Annotated in this window: 19 protein-coding genes; 4 read left to right on the top strand and 15 right to left on the bottom strand. The window is 59.4% G+C overall.

Features of this window, described 5'->3' with window-relative positions; genetic code table 11:
- Position 1: 1 nt before the first annotated feature.
- The gene (locus ACODSV_RS17595; protein ID WP_024073434.1) at positions 2-751 is read right to left on the bottom strand and encodes a FadR/GntR family transcriptional regulator; all 750 of its coding nucleotides are present in this window, start codon (positions 749-751) and stop codon (positions 2-4) included.
- A gap of 231 nt (positions 752-982) precedes the next feature.
- On the opposite strand from ACODSV_RS17595, the gene ACODSV_RS17590 reads away from it, so the two are divergent.
- Complete coding sequence (locus tag ACODSV_RS17590; RefSeq protein WP_150054728.1) at positions 983-2,572, top strand: glucan 1,4-alpha-maltotetraohydrolase domain-containing protein; 1,590 nt, start codon at positions 983-985, stop codon at positions 2,570-2,572.
- Positions 2,573-2,637: 65 nt separating this feature from the next.
- Here the strand turns inward: ACODSV_RS17590 and ACODSV_RS17585 are convergent, their stop codons facing one another.
- The 7 genes from ACODSV_RS17585 to rplM all read right to left on the bottom strand — a co-directional run bounded on the left by ACODSV_RS17585 (position 2,638) and on the right by rplM (position 7,521).
- The gene (locus ACODSV_RS17585; protein ID WP_024073432.1) at positions 2,638-3,057 is read right to left on the bottom strand and encodes a ClpXP protease specificity-enhancing factor; all 420 of its coding nucleotides are present in this window, start codon (positions 3,055-3,057) and stop codon (positions 2,638-2,640) included.
- A 17-nt stretch (positions 3,058-3,074) separates the two neighbouring features.
- The gene (locus tag ACODSV_RS17580; protein WP_024073431.1) at positions 3,075-3,692 is read right to left on the bottom strand and encodes a glutathione S-transferase N-terminal domain-containing protein; all 618 of its coding nucleotides are present in this window, start codon (positions 3,690-3,692) and stop codon (positions 3,075-3,077) included.
- A 146-nt stretch (positions 3,693-3,838) separates the two neighbouring features.
- Positions 3,839-4,615 carry a cytochrome c1 gene (locus ACODSV_RS17575; RefSeq protein WP_024073430.1) on the bottom strand — a complete coding sequence of 259 codons (777 nt, stop codon included), beginning with the start codon at positions 4,613-4,615 and terminating at the stop codon, positions 3,839-3,841.
- Complete coding sequence (locus tag ACODSV_RS17570; RefSeq protein ID WP_003171746.1) at positions 4,615-5,826, bottom strand: cytochrome b; 1,212 nt, start codon at positions 5,824-5,826, stop codon at positions 4,615-4,617. Before ACODSV_RS17570 ends, ACODSV_RS17575 begins: the two co-directional genes overlap by 1 nt.
- Positions 5,826-6,419, bottom strand: coding sequence for a ubiquinol-cytochrome c reductase iron-sulfur subunit (petA, locus tag ACODSV_RS17565; protein ID WP_024073429.1), 594 nt, complete (start codon positions 6,417-6,419; stop codon positions 5,826-5,828). The genes ACODSV_RS17570 and petA overlap by 1 nt, the downstream gene beginning before the upstream one ends.
- Before the next feature lie 266 nt (positions 6,420-6,685).
- Positions 6,686-7,078: a 30S ribosomal protein S9 gene (gene rpsI / locus ACODSV_RS17560; RefSeq protein WP_003171743.1), complete on the bottom strand. Its 393-nt coding sequence runs from the start codon at positions 7,076-7,078 to the stop codon at positions 6,686-6,688.
- A gap of 14 nt (positions 7,079-7,092) precedes the next feature.
- Positions 7,093-7,521, bottom strand: a complete 429-nt coding sequence (gene rplM, locus ACODSV_RS17555) for a 50S ribosomal protein L13 (RefSeq protein WP_010568039.1) — start codon at positions 7,519-7,521, stop codon at positions 7,093-7,095.
- A gap of 248 nt (positions 7,522-7,769) precedes the next feature.
- On the opposite strand from rplM, the gene ACODSV_RS17550 reads away from it, so the two are divergent.
- A complete protein-coding gene (locus tag ACODSV_RS17550; RefSeq protein ID WP_024073428.1) occupies positions 7,770-8,810 on the top strand; it encodes an NADP(H)-dependent aldo-keto reductase in 1,041 nt (346 codons plus the stop codon).
- Between the two features lie 120 nt (positions 8,811-8,930).
- On the opposite strand, the gene ACODSV_RS17545 is transcribed toward ACODSV_RS17550, so the two are convergent.
- The gene (locus ACODSV_RS17545; RefSeq protein ID WP_150056196.1) at positions 8,931-10,067 is read right to left on the bottom strand and encodes an acyl-CoA dehydrogenase family protein; all 1,137 of its coding nucleotides are present in this window, start codon (positions 10,065-10,067) and stop codon (positions 8,931-8,933) included.
- Between the two features lie 220 nt (positions 10,068-10,287).
- Here ACODSV_RS17545 and ACODSV_RS17540 point away from each other — a divergent pair, with 220 nt between their 5' ends.
- Positions 10,288-11,208 (top strand): GlxA family transcriptional regulator, encoded by a 921-nt coding sequence (locus ACODSV_RS17540; protein ID WP_190300997.1) that lies wholly within the window; start codon positions 10,288-10,290, stop codon positions 11,206-11,208.
- A 112-nt stretch (positions 11,209-11,320) separates the two neighbouring features.
- On the opposite strand, the gene zapE is transcribed toward ACODSV_RS17540, so the two are convergent.
- The 3 genes from zapE to ACODSV_RS17525 all read right to left on the bottom strand — a co-directional run bounded on the left by zapE (position 11,321) and on the right by ACODSV_RS17525 (position 14,504).
- On the bottom strand, positions 11,321-12,415 hold the full coding sequence (zapE, locus tag ACODSV_RS17535) for a cell division protein ZapE (RefSeq protein ID WP_024073425.1): 1,095 nt from the start codon (positions 12,413-12,415) through the stop codon (positions 11,321-11,323).
- 79 nt (positions 12,416-12,494) lie between these two features.
- Positions 12,495-13,850, bottom strand: coding sequence for a tryptophan--tRNA ligase (locus ACODSV_RS17530; protein WP_150095252.1), 1,356 nt, complete (start codon positions 13,848-13,850; stop codon positions 12,495-12,497).
- Between the two features lie 24 nt (positions 13,851-13,874).
- Entirely contained in the window at positions 13,875-14,504 is a 630-nt protein-coding gene (locus ACODSV_RS17525; RefSeq protein WP_069075248.1) for an alpha/beta hydrolase, read from the bottom strand.
- 147 nt (positions 14,505-14,651) lie between these two features.
- On the opposite strand from ACODSV_RS17525, the gene ACODSV_RS17520 reads away from it, so the two are divergent.
- Complete coding sequence (locus tag ACODSV_RS17520) at positions 14,652-15,089, top strand: Z-ring associated ZapG family protein (protein WP_010568046.1); 438 nt, start codon at positions 14,652-14,654, stop codon at positions 15,087-15,089.
- Positions 15,090-15,178: 89 nt separating this feature from the next.
- Here the strand turns inward: ACODSV_RS17520 and ACODSV_RS17515 are convergent, their stop codons facing one another.
- From ACODSV_RS17515 to ACODSV_RS17505, 3 genes are all read right to left on the bottom strand, one after another.
- Complete coding sequence (locus tag ACODSV_RS17515; RefSeq protein WP_150055010.1) at positions 15,179-16,903, bottom strand: ABC transporter ATP-binding protein/permease; 1,725 nt, start codon at positions 16,901-16,903, stop codon at positions 15,179-15,181.
- 100 nt (positions 16,904-17,003) lie between these two features.
- Complete coding sequence (locus tag ACODSV_RS17510) at positions 17,004-17,564, bottom strand: response regulator transcription factor (RefSeq protein ID WP_010565532.1); 561 nt, start codon at positions 17,562-17,564, stop codon at positions 17,004-17,006.
- Positions 17,557-18,819 carry an ATP-binding protein gene (locus ACODSV_RS17505; RefSeq protein ID WP_024073420.1) on the bottom strand — a complete coding sequence of 421 codons (1,263 nt, stop codon included), beginning with the start codon at positions 18,817-18,819 and terminating at the stop codon, positions 17,557-17,559. Before ACODSV_RS17505 ends, ACODSV_RS17510 begins: the two co-directional genes overlap by 8 nt.
- Between the last annotated feature and the right edge of the window lie 39 nt (positions 18,820-18,858).

Here is an 18,858-nt window from a genome sequence, read left to right as displayed (position 1 = left end):
CTCAACCCCGCTGCGCCTCCGCCTCTTCATGGGCATGGCGCAGCCGCTCCCGGCTGTTGGTCAAATGCAAGCGCATGGCCGCCCGCGCCGCATCCGAATCCTGGCGGGCAATCGCCTCATAGATCTCTTCGTGCTCGCGGCTCAGGCGGCTCATGTAGTGCTGCTGGTCATCATGGGCCAGGCGCGCCGAGTTCAGGCGGGTACGCGGAATGATGCTGGTGCCCAGGTGAGTCATGATATCGGTGAAGTAGCGGTTGCCGGTGGACAGGGCAATTTCCAGGTGGAATGCGAAGTCGGAGGCCACCGCATCGCCGGCGTGGGCCGCACTCTCATTCAGCGCATCGAGGGCTGCACGCATGGCCGCCAGCTGTTCATCACTGCGGCGTAACGCAGCCAGGCCCGCCGACTCCACTTCCAGGCTGATCCGCAACTCCAGGATCGCCAGCACATCACGCAGGGTCACGACCGTGGCCGGATCAATGCGAAAACCGCTCGGGCTTGGCGTGTCCAGCACAAAGGTGCCGATACCGTGGCGGGTTTCGACCTGCCCCGCCGCCTGCAGGCGCGAGATGGCTTCGCGCACCACGGTGCGGCTGACGCCATGGGCCTCCATGATCGCCGACTCGGTGGGCAATTTGTCACCACGCTTGAGTTGGCCGTCGCGGATTTGCTCGGACAACACCGTGACCAATTCCTGGGCAAGGCTGCGGCGCTTGCGGGGAAGACGAGGGGCGGTGTTGGCATTTTGCATATCGGGTCATCTTTGTGGGTGAACTGAGGAAGCATCATAGCCCATGGCGGTTGTACGATCACCGTTCCTGGCATGACTTTCATCAAACCCTGCGCGCTCGATAATAGATTTAGCTATTTTTGTCCTGGGGATTAGTGCAAAAACGTCTCGACGAGCTGTCATTTCTCACAGCAGACGCCGCCTCCGATACCGCGCAGAGTTAAACCTGTTTTGATCAACAGGAGACCCGTCATGAAATGCAAACTTCTCTACTGCACCATTCTCCTGAGCCTGCTGACGAACTTCGCTACCGCCGCCCCGCCACCCCTGCGCAATGGCGGCGGCGAAGACATCATCCTGCAAGGCTTTCACTGGAACTCGAGTCGCAACACACCTGAAAAGTGGTACCAAGTGCTTGCCCGAATGGCCCCCGTTATCGGCCAGGACGGTTTCACCAAGATCTGGTTACCGCCCGCGTGGGTGGATAAGTCCAGCTGGAGCGATCCGGCAAAAGGCACTTCGGGCGGAGGTGAAGGCTACTACTGGAACGATTTCGATAAAAACAGCGCGTACGGCACCGACGCTGAACTCAAGCAAGCTGTCACGGCCCTGACGGGAGCCGGCGTGCAGGTTGTATATGACGTGGTACCGAATCACATGAACGACAAGATTCCCGGCGTGATGGTGCGCTTCCCCCGGGGCTACAAACTGTGGCGCAATGACTGCACGTCTCCCAGCGATTGCGATGAAGGCGATCCATTCCTGAGCGGTTCGGCAGACCTCAATACCGCCAGCCCAGAGGTTTCACCGCGCTTCATGCAGGAGTTTCGCAACCTGCGGGACAATTACAGCGCCCGCGGCTTGCGCTTCGACTTTGCGCGCGGTTACTCACCTGAGCGGGTCGACCTGTGGATGAAAAACTTCAACGACCAGGCGTTCTGTGTCGGTGAGTTCTGGAAGGGCCCCAGCGAGTTCCCCGCCAGCGACTGGCGCAGCAAGGCCAGTTGGCAGGACGCACTCAAGGATTGGTCGGATCGCTCGCACTGCGCCGTGTTCGATTTCGCCCTCAAGGAGCGCATGCAAAACGGCAGCATCGCCGAATGGCGCCACGGCCTCAACGGCAACCCCATCAAGTCTTGGCGCGAAATCGCCGTTACATTCGTAGACAATCACGATACCGGCTATTCGCCGGGGCAATATGGTGGTCAACGTCATTGGCCTTTGCCCGATCCGATGCTTAACCTCGCGTACGCCTACATCCTCCTCTCCCCTGGAATACCCGTTGTGTACTGGCCCGCCATGTATGACTGGGGGCGTGGCGACCTGATCCGCACGCTCATAGCCCTGCGCAAGAGTGCCGGCATCAAGGCCGACTCACCGATCAGTTTCCAGACCCAATATTCCGGCCTGGTGGCCGCCACCAATGGCACTCAACAGCGGATACTGATGGCCTTGGACTCCGACTTGAACAAAGTCCCCGACGACTTCACCCCCGTTATGAATGCCGATGGGCAACGCATCCGCATTTGGAAAACCGCCACGACGGCACAGGATGTCCCCCTCACGCTGCATTGCGACAACGCTCAGCCAGGGAACAGGCAAGCGGTCTACGCCGTCGGTTCACCGCTGGAACTGAGCGCATGGGACCCTGCTCATGCGATCCCCCTGCAACCCAGCGCCCCTAATCGATGGAGCGGCATCGTAACGCTACCGGCGCAGCAGGCCATCGAGTGGAAATGTGTGATCCGCAGCCTCGACAACATCAATCAGGTTGACTGGCAAGCCGACCCCAATAACCGTGCCTCGCCAGGCACTCAAACCGAAAGCGTGGGGCACTTTTGATCGTCCAAAAAAATGCCTCGGCCAAAGCCGAGGCATTCCCCTATTTGCCTGCTGGCTACAGGGGCTTACTTCACCACTTTCAGACTCGGCCGACCGCTAGGACGCGGCGGCTCTGAATCCGGTGGTGGCACATCATCGCCGTCTTCGCTTTCGATCGTTTCATCGTCCTCGAAAGGGGATTCCAAATCAAAGACCATGCCTTGGCCATTTTCCCGGGCGTAAATCCCGAGGATGGCGCCGATCGGCACGAACAGCGTATGCGGCACGCCGCCGAAACGCCCTTCGAAGCTCACCGCTTCGTTGTCCATGTGCAGGTGGCGCACTGCACTGGGCGATACGTTCAACACAATCTGCCCATCACTGGCAAACCCCTGCGGTACCTGCACCGCAGGAAATTCGGAATTGACCAGCATGTGCGGGGTGCAATCGTTGTCCACAATCCACTCGTAGAGCGCGCGGACCAGGTAGGGTCGACTGGAGTTCATCAGCGGCTCCTTAAGCCTTAGCGCATATCGCGTTCGACACCAGACAGACTCGCCTGGAAAGCCTCACGCGCAAACTGGCGCTCCATGTAATCAAGCAACGGCTTGGCCGGCCGCGGCAGTTCAATACCGAGAATCGGCAAACGCCAGAGTATCGGTAATAGGCAGCAATCCACCAAGCTTTGTTCCTCGCTGAGGAAAAAAGGTTTGTCGGCGAACAACGGCGAAACACCGGTCAGGCTCTCGCGCAATTCCTTACGCGCCTGCACACGTGCCGCTTCTTTGCTGCGGGTATCCAGAATCACATCCACCAGCCCGCACCAGTCACGCTGTATCCGATGGATCAGCAGGCGGCTGTTGGCACGCGCCACCGGATACACCGGCAGCAAAGGGGGATGCGGGTAACGCTCATCCAAGTATTCCATCACCACGGTTGACTCCCACAACGCCAGGTCGCGATCGACCAGGGTGGGCAAGCTGCCGTAAGGGTTCACTTCGATCAGTTTCGGCGGATGACGCCCCGCTTCCACACTGATGATCTCGGCGCTGACACCCTTCTCTGCGAGTACGATGCGTACTCGGTGGGAATAGTGGTCGGCGGGGTCGGAGTAACAGGCCAACCGGTTGGTCACGCCCATGGCGGTCCTCCTCGCTTGTTGAAATTATCGAAAGCTCAAAAACGAGCGCGCCCAGAGAGCGTCTCTGTAGTACCTGGAGTCCAGGTCGCTACGGTTCAGAGATGCCGCTGGGCGCGCAAGATTAACAGCAATTGCTTACGGTTGGATCAATGCACATCCTTCCAGTATTCGCGTTTGAGCAGATAGGCGAATACGAAGAAGAAGGCCAGGTAGAGCAAGACGTAAGTACCAATGCGCTGGTGCTGCAGTTTGACCGGGTTGGCCGAGTAGGCCAGGAAGGTCACCAGGTTCTTGACCTTCTCGTCGAACTGCTCGTCAGTCAGTGCACCGGGGGTATCTATCTTCAGCTGATCGCACGCTTCATGGGTCAAAGGCGTGCCGGTCAACGGATCGTATTGCTTCTTGCCGTCTTCAACGACCTGAACCTGCTTGCATCCTACCACTTGCTTGCCTTGCAGGCCGACCAGAACGTTAGGCATGCCGACGTTCGGGAACACTCGGTTGTTCACACCCCAAGGACGTGCCGGGTCTTCGTAGAAGGACTTCAGGTAGCCATACAGCCAGTCGGTACCACGAACGCGCGCAACCAGGGTCAGGTCAGGCGGTGCAGCACCGAACCAGGTCTTGGCGTCAGCCGGCTGCATGCCGATGTTCATGTGGTCGCCGATCTTGGCGCCGGTGAACACCAGCTTGTCGAGCATTACCTCATGGGGAATGCCCAGGTCATCGGCCACGCGCTCATAGCGCTGGAACTTGGCGCTGTGGCAGCCCATGCAGTAGTTGGCGAACGTACGCGCGCCGTCCTGCAGGGCAGCCTTGTCAGACACGTCGATAGCGACTTTTTCCAGCTCCGGGCCATGCTCGGCAGCGAAGGACAGTAGCGGCAGCGCCGCAAGCATCAATGCAACGAATAACTTTTTCATCAGCCAGTCACCCTTTCCGGAACCGGTTTGGTCTTCTCGAGCCGGGTATAGAACGGCATCAGAATGAAGTAGGCGAAATACAGGAAGGTGCAGACCTGCGACAGCAGCGTACGCTCAGGAGTCGGCGCCAACACGCCCAGTACACCCAGGATCACGAACGCGATGCAGAACACCCACAGCCAGATCTTGCTCAGCCAGCCCTTGTAGCGCATGGACTTGACCGGGCTTCGGTCGAGCCACGGCAGCACGAACAGCACCGCAATGGCCGCGCCCATGGCGATCACGCCCATGAGCTTGTCGGGAATCGCCCGCAAGATCGCGTAGAACGGGGTGAAGTACCAGACCGGGGCAATGTGCTCAGGTGTCTTGAAGGCGTTGGCCTGTTCGAAGTTAGGTTTTTCCAGGAAATAACCGCCCATCTCCGGGAAAAAGAACACGATCGAGCAGAACACGAACAGGAACACGACCACGCCGACGATATCTTTCACGGTGTAGTACGGGTGGAACGGGATGCCGTCCAGCGGGATGCCGTTCTCGTCCTTGTGCTTCTTGATGTCCACACCATCCGGGTTGTTCGAACCCACTTCGTGCAGCGCCAGGATATGCAGCACCACAAGGCCGAGAATCACGATCGGCAAGGCCACTACGTGCAAGGCGAAGAAGCGGTTCAGGGTGATGCCGGAGATCAGGTAGTCACCCCGGATCCACTGGGTCAGGTCGTTGCCGATCACCGGGATAGCACCGAACAGCGAGATGATCACCTGTGCGCCCCAGTACGACATCTGGCCCCACGGCAGCAGGTAGCCCATGAAGGCTTCAGCCATCAGCGCCAGGTAGATCAGCATGCCGAACACCCACACCAGCTCACGAGGCTTCTGGTACGAACCGTAGAGCAAGCCACGGAACATATGCAGGTAGACCACGATGAAGAACGCCGAGGCGCCCGTGGAGTGCAGCAGGCGCAGGATCGAGCCGTACTCGACGTCACGCATGATGTATTCGACGGAAGCAAACGCCTCTTCCGCCGAGGGGGTATAGCTCATCGTCAACCAGACACCGGTGACGATCTGGTTGACCAGCACCAGCAGTGCCAGGGAACCAAAGAAGTAGAAGAAGTTGAAGTTCTTCGGGGCGTAATACTTGCTGAGATGGTCTTCCCACATTTTAGTGGCGGGGAAGCGTGCATCCACCCAATCCATGAACTTGCTCATCACGCGTTCTCCTTATCGAGACCAATGACAATGATGTCGTTAGATTCGTAGTTATGCGGAGGCACGGGCAGGTTCAAGGGAGCAGGCTGAGACTTGTAGACACGACCGGCCAAGTCGTAGTGAGAACCGTGGCACGGGCAGAAATAACCGCCAACCCAGTCCTTGCCCAGATCGACAGGGGCGACTTCCGGGCGGAAGGTTGGTGAGCACCCCAGGTGGGTACACAGACCGACCAGCAGCAGAATCTCTGGCTTGATCGAACGTACTTCGTTTTTGGCGTAGGCGGGTTGGTCGGATTTCTCAGATTTGGGGTCAGACAACTGGCCTTCGATCTTTTTCAGATTTCCCAGGATTTCCTCTGTACGACGAACAATGAACACCGGCTGGCCGCGCCATTCAGCAATCATCTGCTGACCTGGTTCGATCTTGCTGATATTCACCTTCACCGGTGCACCTGCGGCTTTCGCCTTGGCACTGGGAAACCATGACCCCACGAACGGGACCGCAGCCCCCACCGCTCCTGCAGCACCCACCACGGATGTGGCTGCTACCAAGAAGCGACGCCGGCCTGCATTCACGCCGTCATTGCTCATTCAGTCCTCTCCCATCAGCTTTTTGGCCTGTTAAATCAGGCGTCTACTAAGTATTAAATCTGAACTTATAAAAATTTTGCCGAATGGTAATGAAAAGCCCCACCTCTGACAAGGGAATTACCCGGAGCTCCAGCTCCAGGCCTTGTAGTATAGGGGGTCTACGGATGTGGCAAGTTGTCACGCTGAAATTTGTGCATAAATCGCAGGTAATAAAAAACGCCCAGCTCCGTGAGGAGGCTGGGCGTTTTTGTGGAACGTAAAGCGAATTAACGCTTCGAGTACTGCGGACGCTTACGCGCTTTACGCAGACCGACTTTCTTACGTTCAACTTCACGGGCATCACGAGTCACGAAGCCAGCTTTGCGCAGAGCGCCACGCAGGGTTTCGTCGTACTGCATCAGAGCGCGAGTGATACCGTGGCGGATTGCGCCAGCTTGACCACTTACACCGCCACCGATAACAGTGACGTAGATGTCGAACTTTTCAACAGTCTCGGTCAATTCCAGCGGCTGACGAACTACCATGCGGGCAGTTTCGCGGCCGAAGAAGTTGTCCAGGGTGCGGTTGTTGATCGAGATGTTACCAGTGCCCGGACGCAGGAAAACGCGTGCGGTTGCGGTTTTGCGACGGCCAGTGCCGTAATTTTGAGTCGCCGACATAATGAACTATTCCGTTAAAACTTCAGTTCTTGGGGCTGCTGAGCAGCATGAGGGTGAGCAGCGCCCGCATAGACTTTCAGCTTGCGAAACATATCGCGACCCAGTGGGCCCTTCGGCAGCATGCCTTTAACCGCGATTTCAATCGGGGCCTCAGGCTTCTTAGCGATCAGGCCTTCGAAATTGGAAGACTTGATGCCGCCTGGGAAACCGGAGTGACGGTAGTACATTTTGTCTTGCGCTTTGTTGCCGGTAACACGTACCTGCTCAGCGTTGATGATCACGATGTAGTCACCGGTATCAACGTGAGGAGTGTACTCAGGCTTGTGCTTGCCACGCAGACGGCTGGCGACTTCAGTGGCCAGACGACCCAGAGTCTGACCAGCGGCGTCGACGACAAACCAGTCGCGCTGAACTGTTTCCGGTTTTGCAGTAAAAGTTGTCATTCTTTAATAGCCTCAGGGGCCGCCCTGTAAATTAGACGGCGGATCTTACTGAATAGTGCGTACTTTGACAAGTCAAAGGCAGCCGGATACAGACGCTATCGGGGGCTCGGGTCGGCGCGTCCGTTCAACGGCAAGATTCTTCGGCAGGCGGCGCATCACTTCCACTGCAGAAAGAGGTGGGCAATTATGCAGATTGCGAAAAAAAATTCAACCTGCTTTTATGATTGTTTTCCCTGAAGGAGTACCCGATGGATTATCGACAGCTGGGCCGGACCGATCTGAACGTGAGCGCGATAGCCTTGGGCACCATGACCTGGGGTGAGCAGAACAGCGAGGCAGAGGCCTTTGCACAGATCGAACGGGCCAAGGCCGCAGGGATCAACTTCCTCGACACCGCCGAAATGTACCCGGTGCCGCCCAAGGCCGATACCTACGCCACCACCGAGCGGTACATCGGTAATTACTTCAAGAGCCGCGGCGACCGTGCCGACTGGATCCTCGCCAGCAAGGTCGCCGGCCCCGGCAACACCATCGACTACATCCGCGGTGGCCACCTGCGCCATAACCGCAGGCACATCGTCGAAGCCCTGGATGCCAGCCTCAAGCGCCTGCAGACCGACTGGATCGACCTCTACCAATTGCACTGGCCAGAGCGCAGCACCAACTTCTTCGGCCAACTGAGCTACAAGCACAAGGACGAAGACGACCTGACGCCGCTGGAAGAGACCCTCGAAGCACTGGACGAACAAGTGAAGGCCGGCAAAATCCGTCACATCGGCCTGTCCAACGAAACCCCGTGGGGCACCATGAAGTTCCTGGCCCTGGCCGAAGCGCGCGGCTGGACCCGCGCGGTGTCGATCCAGAACCCCTACAACCTGCTTAACCGCAGCTTTGAAGTGGGCCTGGCGGAAATCGCCATTCGTGAACAATGCGGTCTGCTGGCCTATTCACCCCTGGCGTTCGGCATGCTCAGTGGCAAGTACGAAGGTGGCGCGCGCCCGGCAAAAGCGCGCCTGACGGAATACAGCCGCTTCAGCCGCTACTTCAATCCACAGTCGGAAGCGGCGTGCAGCCGTTATGTGGCACTGGCCCGCGAACACGGCCTGGACCCGGCGCAAATGGCCCTGGCCTTTGTGACGCAACAGCCGTTCGTGACCAGCAACATTATTGGCGCAACGTCGCTGGAGCAACTGGACAGCAACATCGCCAGTGCCGATCTGAAGCTGTCGAAGGACGTACTGGAAGGGATTGAGGCGATTCAGAAGGATCATCCGAATCCGGCGCCTTGATTGATCTGTAGAGCGCTATCGGGGGCAAGTCGAATCGTCGCACCGCCCCTCCCACATTGGAATGCATTCCAATTGTGGGAGGGGGCTTGCCCCGATGACGCATTCAAGACCCGCAAAAAATCAAAGCGCCCGCGCAATGATCTCTTTCATGATTTCATTGGTCCCGGCATAAATCCGCTGCACCCGCGCATCCGCCCAGGCCCGGGCAATCGGGTATTCCCACATGAACCCATAGCCACCGTGCAGTTGCACGCACTCGTCGAGTACCTTGCATTGCAGGTCCGTGGCCCAGTACTTGGCCATCGCCGCCGTCGGCACATCGAGCTTGCCCTCCAGGTGCAGCGCCATGCATTTGTCTACGAACACCCGGCCGATCTGAATCTCGGTGGCCATCTCCGCCAGCTTGAACCGGGTGTTCTGGAAGTCGGCAATCGCCTTGCCGAAGGCTTTGCGCTCTCGGGTGTAGTCAAGCGTCCATTGCAATGCCGCTTCGGCTGACGACAGCGCTCCAATCGCGACGGTCAAGCGTTCCTGGGGCAGCTCCTGCATCAAATAAGCGAAGCCCATGCCCGCCTGGCCCAGCAGGTTTTCCTTGGGCACCCGCACGTCCTGGAAGAACAACTCCGAGGTGTCCTGGGCCTTCATGCCGACTTTCTCCAGACGCTTGCCCTTATCGAAGCCCGGTGTATCAGCCTCGACCACAAACAGGCTGGTGCCCTTGGCGCCGGCCTTGGGGTCGGTCTTGGCGACCACAATGACCAGATCGGCGAGAAAGCCATTGGTGATAAAGGTCTTGGAGCCGTTGATCACGTATTCATCACCGTCCAAAACGGCGGTGGTCTTGACCCCTTGCAGATCGGACCCGGCGCCCGGCTCGGTCATCGCGATGGCCGTGACCATCTCGCCGGAGATCAATTTGGGCAGGTATTTGTGCTTCAACGCCTCGCTGCCGTAATGCAGGATGTACGGCGCGACAATGTCCGAATGCAGGGAAAAACCGATACCGGTCAGCCCCAGGCGGCTGATCTCTTCGATCACCACCGCGCTGTAGAGAAAGTCCGCGCCCAGGCCACCGTATGCTTCCGGTAGATGGGAACACAGCATCCCCGCCTCCCCCGCCTTGCTCCACAACTTGCGGTCGATATAACCCTGTTTCTCCCATTGCCCATGGAACGGCGCGGCGTCTTTTTCAAGGAAGGTGCGCACGCTCTGGCGGAAGAGTTCGTGTTCCGGGCTGAACAACGTTCTGGGGATCATGGAGTCACCTGCGTGGATTGTCGGACAAAGACGAACCACAGAGCCTATGCCGCGAAGGCGTCACGGGACACTGGACACATGCGACAAAAAATAAGACGATCCAGCCGTCTGGTGACCACTTTCCCCTATAAGAATAAATGAAATTATGTCTAACCAAATCTCCACGCCCCTGCGGCGCGTCAGCATTTTGGCCATTGATCGGGTGTTCGCTTCAACCCTCATGCAAGCCAAGGACTTCTTCCACCTCGCCAGCCTGCGTTACGGCAAGCAACAAGGCCTGGGCCTGACGCCAGGGTTTGAAACGCGCCTGGTCAGCCCCGATGGACAATCGGTGCGCAGCTTCAGTGATGTGATCATGCCTGTGGACGGCGGCCTCGAAGATGCCGACATCATCGTGCTGCCGGCCTTCTGGGATGACTTCGACACCCTGTGCACACGCTACCCGCAAGTGCTGCCGTGGCTGCGCGAACAACATGCCCGTGGCGCCGTACTCTGCGGCGAGGCCACTGGAGTGTTCTGGCTGGCCGAGGCCGGTTTGCTCGATGGCAAGGAGGCGACCACCTACTGGCGGTTCTTCAATGCCTTCAGCGAACGCTTCCCCCAGGTCCAGCTCAACCAGGACAAGCACCTCACCGACGCCGACAACCTCTACTGCGCCGGCGGCACCACTTCGGCCTGCGACCTCTACATCTATTTGATCGAACGCTTCTGCGGCGCCAACATCGCCCAGGCCGTGGCCCGGGACATCCTCTACGAAGTACAGCGCAGCTATGCGCCGGGGCGTATCGGTTTCGGCGGGCAGAAACTGCACCAGGACGTGATCATCCTGCAGATCCAGCACTGGCTCGAAGAACACTTCGCCGATAAGTTCCGCTTCGAGGACGTCGCCCGGGAACACGGGATGAGCATCCGCAACTTCATGCGCCGCTTCCAGACCGCTACCGGCGACAAGCCGCTGCACTACCTGCAACGCCTGCGCATCGAGACTGCCAAGGGCTTGCTCTCGGGCAGCCGCAAGAGCATCAAGACCATCAGTTATGAGGTGGGTTACGACGATGCGAGTTTCTTTGCGCGGTTGTTCAGGCAGCACACCGAGCTGTCGCCGAACCAGTACCGCCAGCAGTTCCAACAGGCTGCGTAAGCAAATATGGGAGGGGGCTTGCTCCCGATAGCGGTGGATCAGTCAGTGCATCTGTTACTGAAAGACCGCTATCGGGGGCAAGCTCCCTCCCACATTTTTTACGGTGTCGGTCCTAGGGTTTGTGCGCCCGCGACAGGAACTCGTGGGACTGCATTTCCAGCAAGCGGCTCAAGGTGCGCTGGAATTCGAAGTTCAAGCGACCGCCGGTGTAGAGGTCCTTGAGCTCGACTTCCGCCGAGATGATCAACTTGACGTTACGGTCATAGAACTCGTCGACCATGTTGATAAAGCGCCGCGCAATGTCGTCGGTGGTGACGCTCATCTGCTCCACGCCACTCAGGATCACCGCATGGAAGATCTTGCCCAGCTCGATGTAGTCGTTCTGGCTGCGCGGGCCGTCGCACAGCTCGCGGAAATCGAACCAGGCCACGTCATCACAGGTGCGTAGCGCAATGATTTCGCGGTTTTCGATGATCAACTTATCGTTTTCCACCGCCTGGGTGCATTCCGGCGTGAGGGCACGGAAGCTTTTGCGCAGGCTTTCGTGCGCCGCGTCGTTCAGCGGGAAGTGGAACAGCTCGGCTTGCTCAAGGTGCCGCAGGCGGTAGTCGACACCGCTGTCGACGTTGACGATATCGGTGTTCTGCTTGATCAGCGCAATGGCCGGCAGGAACCGCGCGCGTTGCAGACCGTCCTTGTACAAACCGTCGGGCACGATGTTCGACGTCGCGACCAAGGTCACGCCGTTCTTGAACAGTTCTTCCATCAGGGTGCCAAGGATCATGGCGTCGGTAATGTCGGAGACGAAGAACTCGTCGAAGCAGATCACCCGCGCTTCTTCGGAGAACCGCTTGGCGATGATGGTCAACGGGTTTTTTTCGCCCGGCAGGGTTTTCATCTCTTCGTGCACGCGCTTCATGAAGCGGTGGAAGTGCGTCCGGACCTTTTCCTTGAACGGCAGCGCTTCGAAGAAGGTGTCCACCAGGTACGTCTTGCCCCGGCCCACGCCACCCCAGAAGTACAGGCCCTTGACCGGCGTGCGGTCTTTCTTGCCAAACAGCTTGCTGAGCATCCCAGGCTTGCTTTGCGAGGCCGCGACCAGGTCGTCATACAGGCGCTGCAAATGACGCACCGCCGTTTCCTGGGCAGCGTCGTGGAAGAACTCGGGGCGTTTCAGATCAGCTTGATATCGTTCTAGGGGCGTCATAATTTCGTTAGCAAGGCAACAAAAACGGGCCGTCACTGTAACGACGGCCCTGGATAATGGCAATCAACCCTTGGTCGGGTTAATCCTCAAGGGGGGTCAACGCGACGCGCAAGGCTTCGATGGCGGCATCACGCGCTGCGTCGTCGGCAAATGACGCGCTGTCAGCCACTGCGACGCCGTCCAGCCATACGCTGAAACCCCGGGCTTCGGTGCGTATATCCAGCGCGTTACCGCTCTGCAGTTGTTTGGTCACCGCGCCGGCGGCCTTGCCGTCAGCAAAGTTGCGCGACAGCAGCAACTGCTCGCCATCAGCCGCCAGCAAGCGGAACCGGAAGCTGCCGTCGTCTTCACGGAAGCTGACGAAACGCGCGGCTTTCGCCGCTTTCTTCTTGGTGCTCACAGGTGCCGCGGCCTGGTTCACGAAAGAACGCAGGCCCACCGCCTCACGCAACTCGGCGAGGAACGGCGCGGCCACCGCGCGGGCTTTCTTGGCCCCCACCAGCAGCAGGTCTTCCATATCCGACGGTCGCGCCATCAACTGGTGATAGCGCTCGCGGGCTTCGCCCAACTGGCCGTCCAGCAGCTGGAACAGACGATTCTTCGCCTCGCCCCAGCCCAGGCCTTGCAGCAGTTCAGCGCGGAACGCTTCTTCCTGGGCCTTGCTGGCAAACGCCTGGTAGAGGGTGAACAAGTGCGAGTTGTCCGGGTCCTTGGCTTCGCCGGGCGCGCGGGAGTCGGTGACGATCCGCGAAATGGCGTCTTTCATGTCCTTGGCGCTGGTGAACAACGGGATGGTGTTGTCGTAGCTCTTCGACATCTTGCGGCCATCCAGGCCCGGCAACGTGGCGACGCTTTCCTCGATCAACGCCTCGGGCATGGTGAAGAACTCCTTGCCGTTGCCAAACAGGTGGTTGAAGCGCTGGCCGATGTCGCGCGCCATCTCCACGTGCTGGATCTGGTCGCGTCCCACCGGCACCTTGTGTGCATTGAACATCAGGATGTCCGCCGCCATCAGCACCGGGTAGCTGTACAGGCCCATGGTGATGCCCGCATCCGGGTCTTCGCCGGTTTCCACGTTCTTGTCCACCGACGCCTTGTAGGCATGGGCGCGATTGAGCAGGCCCTTGGCGGCAACGCAGGTCAGCAGCCAGGTCAACTCGGGGATTTCCGGGATGTCGGACTGGCGATAGAAAGTCACCCGGTCCACATCCAGGCCACCGGCCAGCCAGGTCGCGGCGATTTCCATGCGCGAGCGTTGGATTCGCTGCGGGTCATCGCACTTGATCAGGGCGTGGTAGTCGGCCAGGAAGTAGAAGGAGTCAGCATTGGCGTCCTGGCTGGCGAGGATCGCCGGGCGAATCGCACCGGCGTAGTTGCCCAGGTGCGGCGTGCCAGTGGTGGTGATGCCGGTGAGGATACGGGTACGAGTCGTCATGGGTAATCGCTTGTCAGACTGCTATCAATTCGAGAGGCGCGGCAGTACCAGATCCTTGAGATCGGTCAGCTTGCCATGAAAAAAGTGTCCGCATTCTGCCACTTTCAGCAGCTCATGGGGACGTTTCAGGGCGGCGGACCAATCGTAGACGGTCTGCGGGTCGACCACTTCGTCGGTTTCCGGCTGGATCAGGGTCAATGGGCAGCCTTGAGGCAACACGTCAGTATCACGCAAGCGCATCACTGCCGCGGCGACCATGAACAGGTGCGCGAGCTTTTCGCCCTTGGCTTCCAGGCGACCGCCCAGGCTGGCCGCCACATAACCACCGAAAGAAAACCCAAGCAGGGTGATCGGCAGGTCCGGGTGTTTTTCTCGCAGCCAGGCGGCGGCCGCTTCGGCATCATCGACTTCACCGGTGGCCATATCGTGCGTGCCGGCGCTGGCACCCACGCCACGGTAATTAAAACGCAAAGTAATCAAACCGGCATCGCGGGCAGTGCGTTGCAGGGTCGATACGACTTTATTGAGCATGGTCCCACCCTGTACCGGGTTAGGGTGGCAGATCAGCGCCAGGCCACGTGGCTCGGGGTGATCCAGGTACAAGGCTTCCAACTGGCCTACTGGGCCATCGATCAAAACGGGGGTTTCACGCATGAGCAAGGAATGAACTCCGTGACCTCTCAAGGGGTCGACTCGTCTAGCTAAAAGTCTGTGCATGGCATCATTGCGAGCTTAATCGCGGTATACAGCGCAGGTCCGAGCCGTTAACGTAAAGCAAAGCCGTTTATAGAGGAAGGACTCGTGGAACACTCGCTCTTAGTTTGGTTGTTGCCGACTCTTGCCCTGGTTGCCGGTGTCGCCATTGGATTCCTGGTTGCTCGCCTTCTGCCGAATGCCGCGCCTAACCGCACGCAGCGTCAGTTGGATGACATCCAGGAACGTTTTGACAGTTATCAGAACGAGGTTGTTACCCACTTCAACACCACCGCGACCCTGGTCAAGAAGCTCACCCAGAGCTACCAGGAAGTACAGGATCACCTCGCCGATGGCGCCAACCGCCTGGCACTCGACGACATCACCCGTCAGCGCCTGCTGGCCGCGCTGCATTCCGATGCACCGCAAACCCCACGGGAGCGCCTGACCCCGCCACGGGAAAACCAGGAGCCGCCACGGGACTACGCGCCAAAGACGCCGAACGCCCCAGGCATGCTGGATGAGCATTACGGCTTGAAGAAGTAAGCCTTTTCGAGCGCTGTAAAAAAGCCCGGCTGATCGATGATCAGCCGGGCTTTTTGTTGGGCCTCGCTCTGCAGTGATCGCGCCCTGCCTCAGGACACGGGCTGCTCCTGCAACAACCCGCCTTCGATCCGCACATGCCTCCCATGGAAGCGCTTGAGGCTACTGCGATGGCCGACGCTGACGATGCTCAATCCAGGCAGCTCATCGATCACCGCCTGATACAACGTGGCTTCATCCTCTTCATCCATGGCCGAAGTCGCTTCATCCATGTACAGCCATTGCGGCGCGAACAACAACGCGCGGGCAAAGGCCAGGCGCTGTTGCTCGCCCGGCGAGAGCATGCGTTGCCAGTGGTTGGTTTCATCAAGGCGAGCGACCAGGTGCGGCAGGCGGCAGGTTTCCAGGACCTGTGCATAACGTTCTGCCGGGTACACGCTGTCGTCCTGTGGATAACTCAACACATCCTTGAGCGTACCAATCGGCAGGTAGGGCTTCTGCGGCAGGAACAGGTAGCGCTTGGCCGGCAGGCGAATGCTGCCATGGCCGGCCGGCCACAAGTGGCCCATCGCACGCAGCAAGGTACTTTTACCACTGCCCGATCGCCCGCTGAGCATCACCCGCTCGCCCGGTTCCACGGTCATGTCGGCGTCGGTGAGCAAATGACGGCCGTCGGCCAGGTCCATCCCCAGGCCCTGCACCACCAGGCGTTCGCCTTGGGGCTGCACATCGATGGCCGCAGGGCGTTGCTCGTTCTCGCTCATGGCCTGCTGGAAGCTCAGCAGACGATCACTGGTCGCACGCCAGCTGGCCAGGTCGGCGTAGGCCGTGATAAACCAACTGAAATTACCCTGCACGTTGCCGAACGCCGAGTTGATTTGCATCAGCTCGCCCAACTCGATCTTGCCGGAGAAGTAGCGCGGTGCAGCCACAATGAACGCAAACACGGTGGCGATCTGCTCATAGCCGGCGGTGAAGAACGTCAGGCGCTTGGACACTTTCATGATGTCCCAGAAGTTATGCCAGACCTTGCCGAACCGCACACTCAAGCGCTGGTTTTCGTTAGGCTCGCCGTTGTACAGGGCGATACTCTCGGCATTCTCCCGCACCCGCACCATGGAGAAACGCAAGTCCGCCTCAAACCGTTGTTGCTGGTTGCTCAGGCCGATCAAGCGTCGACCGATCAAGTGGGTCAACCAACTGCCGACTCCGGCGTAGACCAGGGCACACCAGAACATGTAGCCGGGGATGGTGATACCGAACACTTCAATGCTGCCCGACACGCCCCACAGAATGATGGAGAACGACACCAGGCTGACCACATTGCGTAGCAGCCCCAGGCCCAGGTTCAAGGTATTGGAGGTGAAGCTGTTGAGGTCTTCGGAAATCCGCTGGTCCGGGTTATCGGTATAGCCGCCCTGCTCCAACTGGTAGTAGTTCTTGTGGCTGAGCCAACGCGCGAAATACTTTTCGGTGAGCCAGGCACGCCAGCGAATGGTCAACATCTGGGTCAGGTACAGGCGGTAGACCGCGCCGAGAATCGCCACCGTGGCGATACCGCAGAAATAGATGATCTGTTGCCAGAAGGCGGCGGTATCCTTATTTTCCAGGGCGTTGTAGAAGTCTTTGTACCAGTGGTTGAGCCATACCGATATCGCCACGCTGAACAGCGACAGGCCAATCACCACCGCCAGCAACAACCAGGCCTTGCCCTTCTCTTCACTGCGCCAATAGGGCGTGATCATCGCCCAGGTTCGGCGGAAAAACTGCCCACGCACCGCGTCATTGACCGCGGAGTACTCAGCGTTCTGATTCATTGTTCAGGCTCGGTAGGAAAAACATGACAAGCGTTTGAACCGATCATAGACGATCGGTTCAGGGCGCCGTGCAGCCTGAAGCAGATTGTTCAGACTTCGTTCAGCGCCGTACCGGACGTTTCTGCAGCTTGCGTTGCAGGGTGCGGCGGTGCATGCCAAGGGCGCGGGCGGTGGCGGAGATGTTGCCTTCGTGCTCGGTCAGCACACGCTGGATGTGCTCCCATTGCAGGCGATCCACCGACATGGGGTTTTCCGGCACCAGGGTATCGAGGTCGGCATGCTCGGAGAGCAAGGCGGCCAGCACGTCGTCGGCGTCGGCGGGTTTGCACAGGTAGTTGCAAGCGCCGCGCTTGATCGCCTCGACGGCGGTGGCGATGCTGGAGTAACCGGTGAGGATCACCACGCGCATTTCCGGGTCGAGCTCCAGCAGCTTGGGCAGCAGCACCAGGCCCGAGTCGCCATCCATCTTCAGGTCGAGCGCGGCGTAGTCCGGCAAGTCGGCCTGGGCGATGGCCAGGCCTTCTTCGGCGGAGCCTGCGGTGCTGACACGGAAGCCGCGACGGCTCATGGCGCGCGCCATCACGCGGGTAAACGTGGCGTCATCATCTACCAGCAACAGGTGCGGCAGTTCTTCGCCTTCGACTTGGATCTCGTCACTCATCGATATCTCCTCGTGCGACACGGGGCAGGCGCAGCTCGGTGAGCGTGCCACCTTCCTCATGACTATAGAGCTTCACTGAGCCGCCCGCGCGGGTCACGCTGGCCTTGCTCAAAAACAGGCCGAGGCCGAAGCCTTTGCCCTTGGTGGTAAAAAAAGGCTTGCCGATCTGCTCGGCAATGGCCAGCGGCACACCGGCGCCGTGGTCGCGAATACTGATCGTAAGGTCGTCCACATCCCAATCCAGTTGCACTTCCAGGCCCTCGGGGCAGGCATCGGCAGCGTTGTTCAACAAGTTGAGCAAGGCCTGGGTCAAGTCCGGCGGCGGCGCCATGCGCGGCACACTGCCCTGGCCCAACAGGTGGAAACGGTAACTGGCTTCGGGGCGCATCAGGTGCCAGCGGTTCAGGGCTTCGTCGAGCCACTGGGTCACGTCCTGCATCTCCACCGCCAGGCGGCGATTGGCTTCGGCAGCACGCACCAGTTGCTGCAAGGTCTGCTTGCACTGCTTGACCTGTTCGCGCAGTACGCCGAGATCCTCTTGCAGCGCCGGGTCGTGATGGTCCTGGGTCATTTCGTTGAGCAGCACGCTCATGGTCGCCAGCGGCGTGCCCAGCTCATGGGCGGCACCCGCGGCCTGGGTGGCGACGGCCAGCAGTTGCTGGTCGCGCAGGCCCTCTTCGCGGCGGATGGCGCGCAACTCTTCCTGACGGCGCAGCTCTTCGGCCATGCGCGCAGCGAAGAAGGTGATGACCGCAGCGGACAACGCGAAGCTCAGCCACATCCCGTAGATCTGCAGGTTTTCCCGTGCAATGGGGAAGGTCTGCAAGGGGTAGAACTGCGCCAGCAACAGCGTGTACAGGGTCAGCGCGATGCCCGACAGCACCACCGAATAGCGCCACGGCAAGGTCACGGCGGCGATGGTCAGTGGCACCAGGTAATACGAAACGAACGGGTTGGTGGAACCGCCCGAGAAATAAAGCAACACACTGTGGATAAACAGGTCGCAGGCCAGTTGCAGCGCGTATTCGAGTTCGGTCACCGGCCAGGTGGTGCGCAGCCGGATCGCGGTGAACACACACAGCACGGTGGAAAAGCACAGGGTCACGCCCAATTGCAGCCACGGCAGAGGCAGCAGGTCGAACCAATAGGCGAGCCCGACGGAGCCGGCCTGCGCGGCCAGGACCAGGGTACGAATGAACGTCAGGCGCCAGAGGTTCTGGCGAGTGGCGGAAGTCAGTTTTACGGCGGCGAGCATGAGCTCTCCCGATGAGCGCTGCAGGCGGATCGGCAGGAG

Source organism: Pseudomonas sp. FG86 (assembly GCF_057808775.1).
The sequence above is the reverse complement of the archived record's forward strand: the minus strand, read 5'-3'. Positions and strand labels throughout refer to the sequence as shown.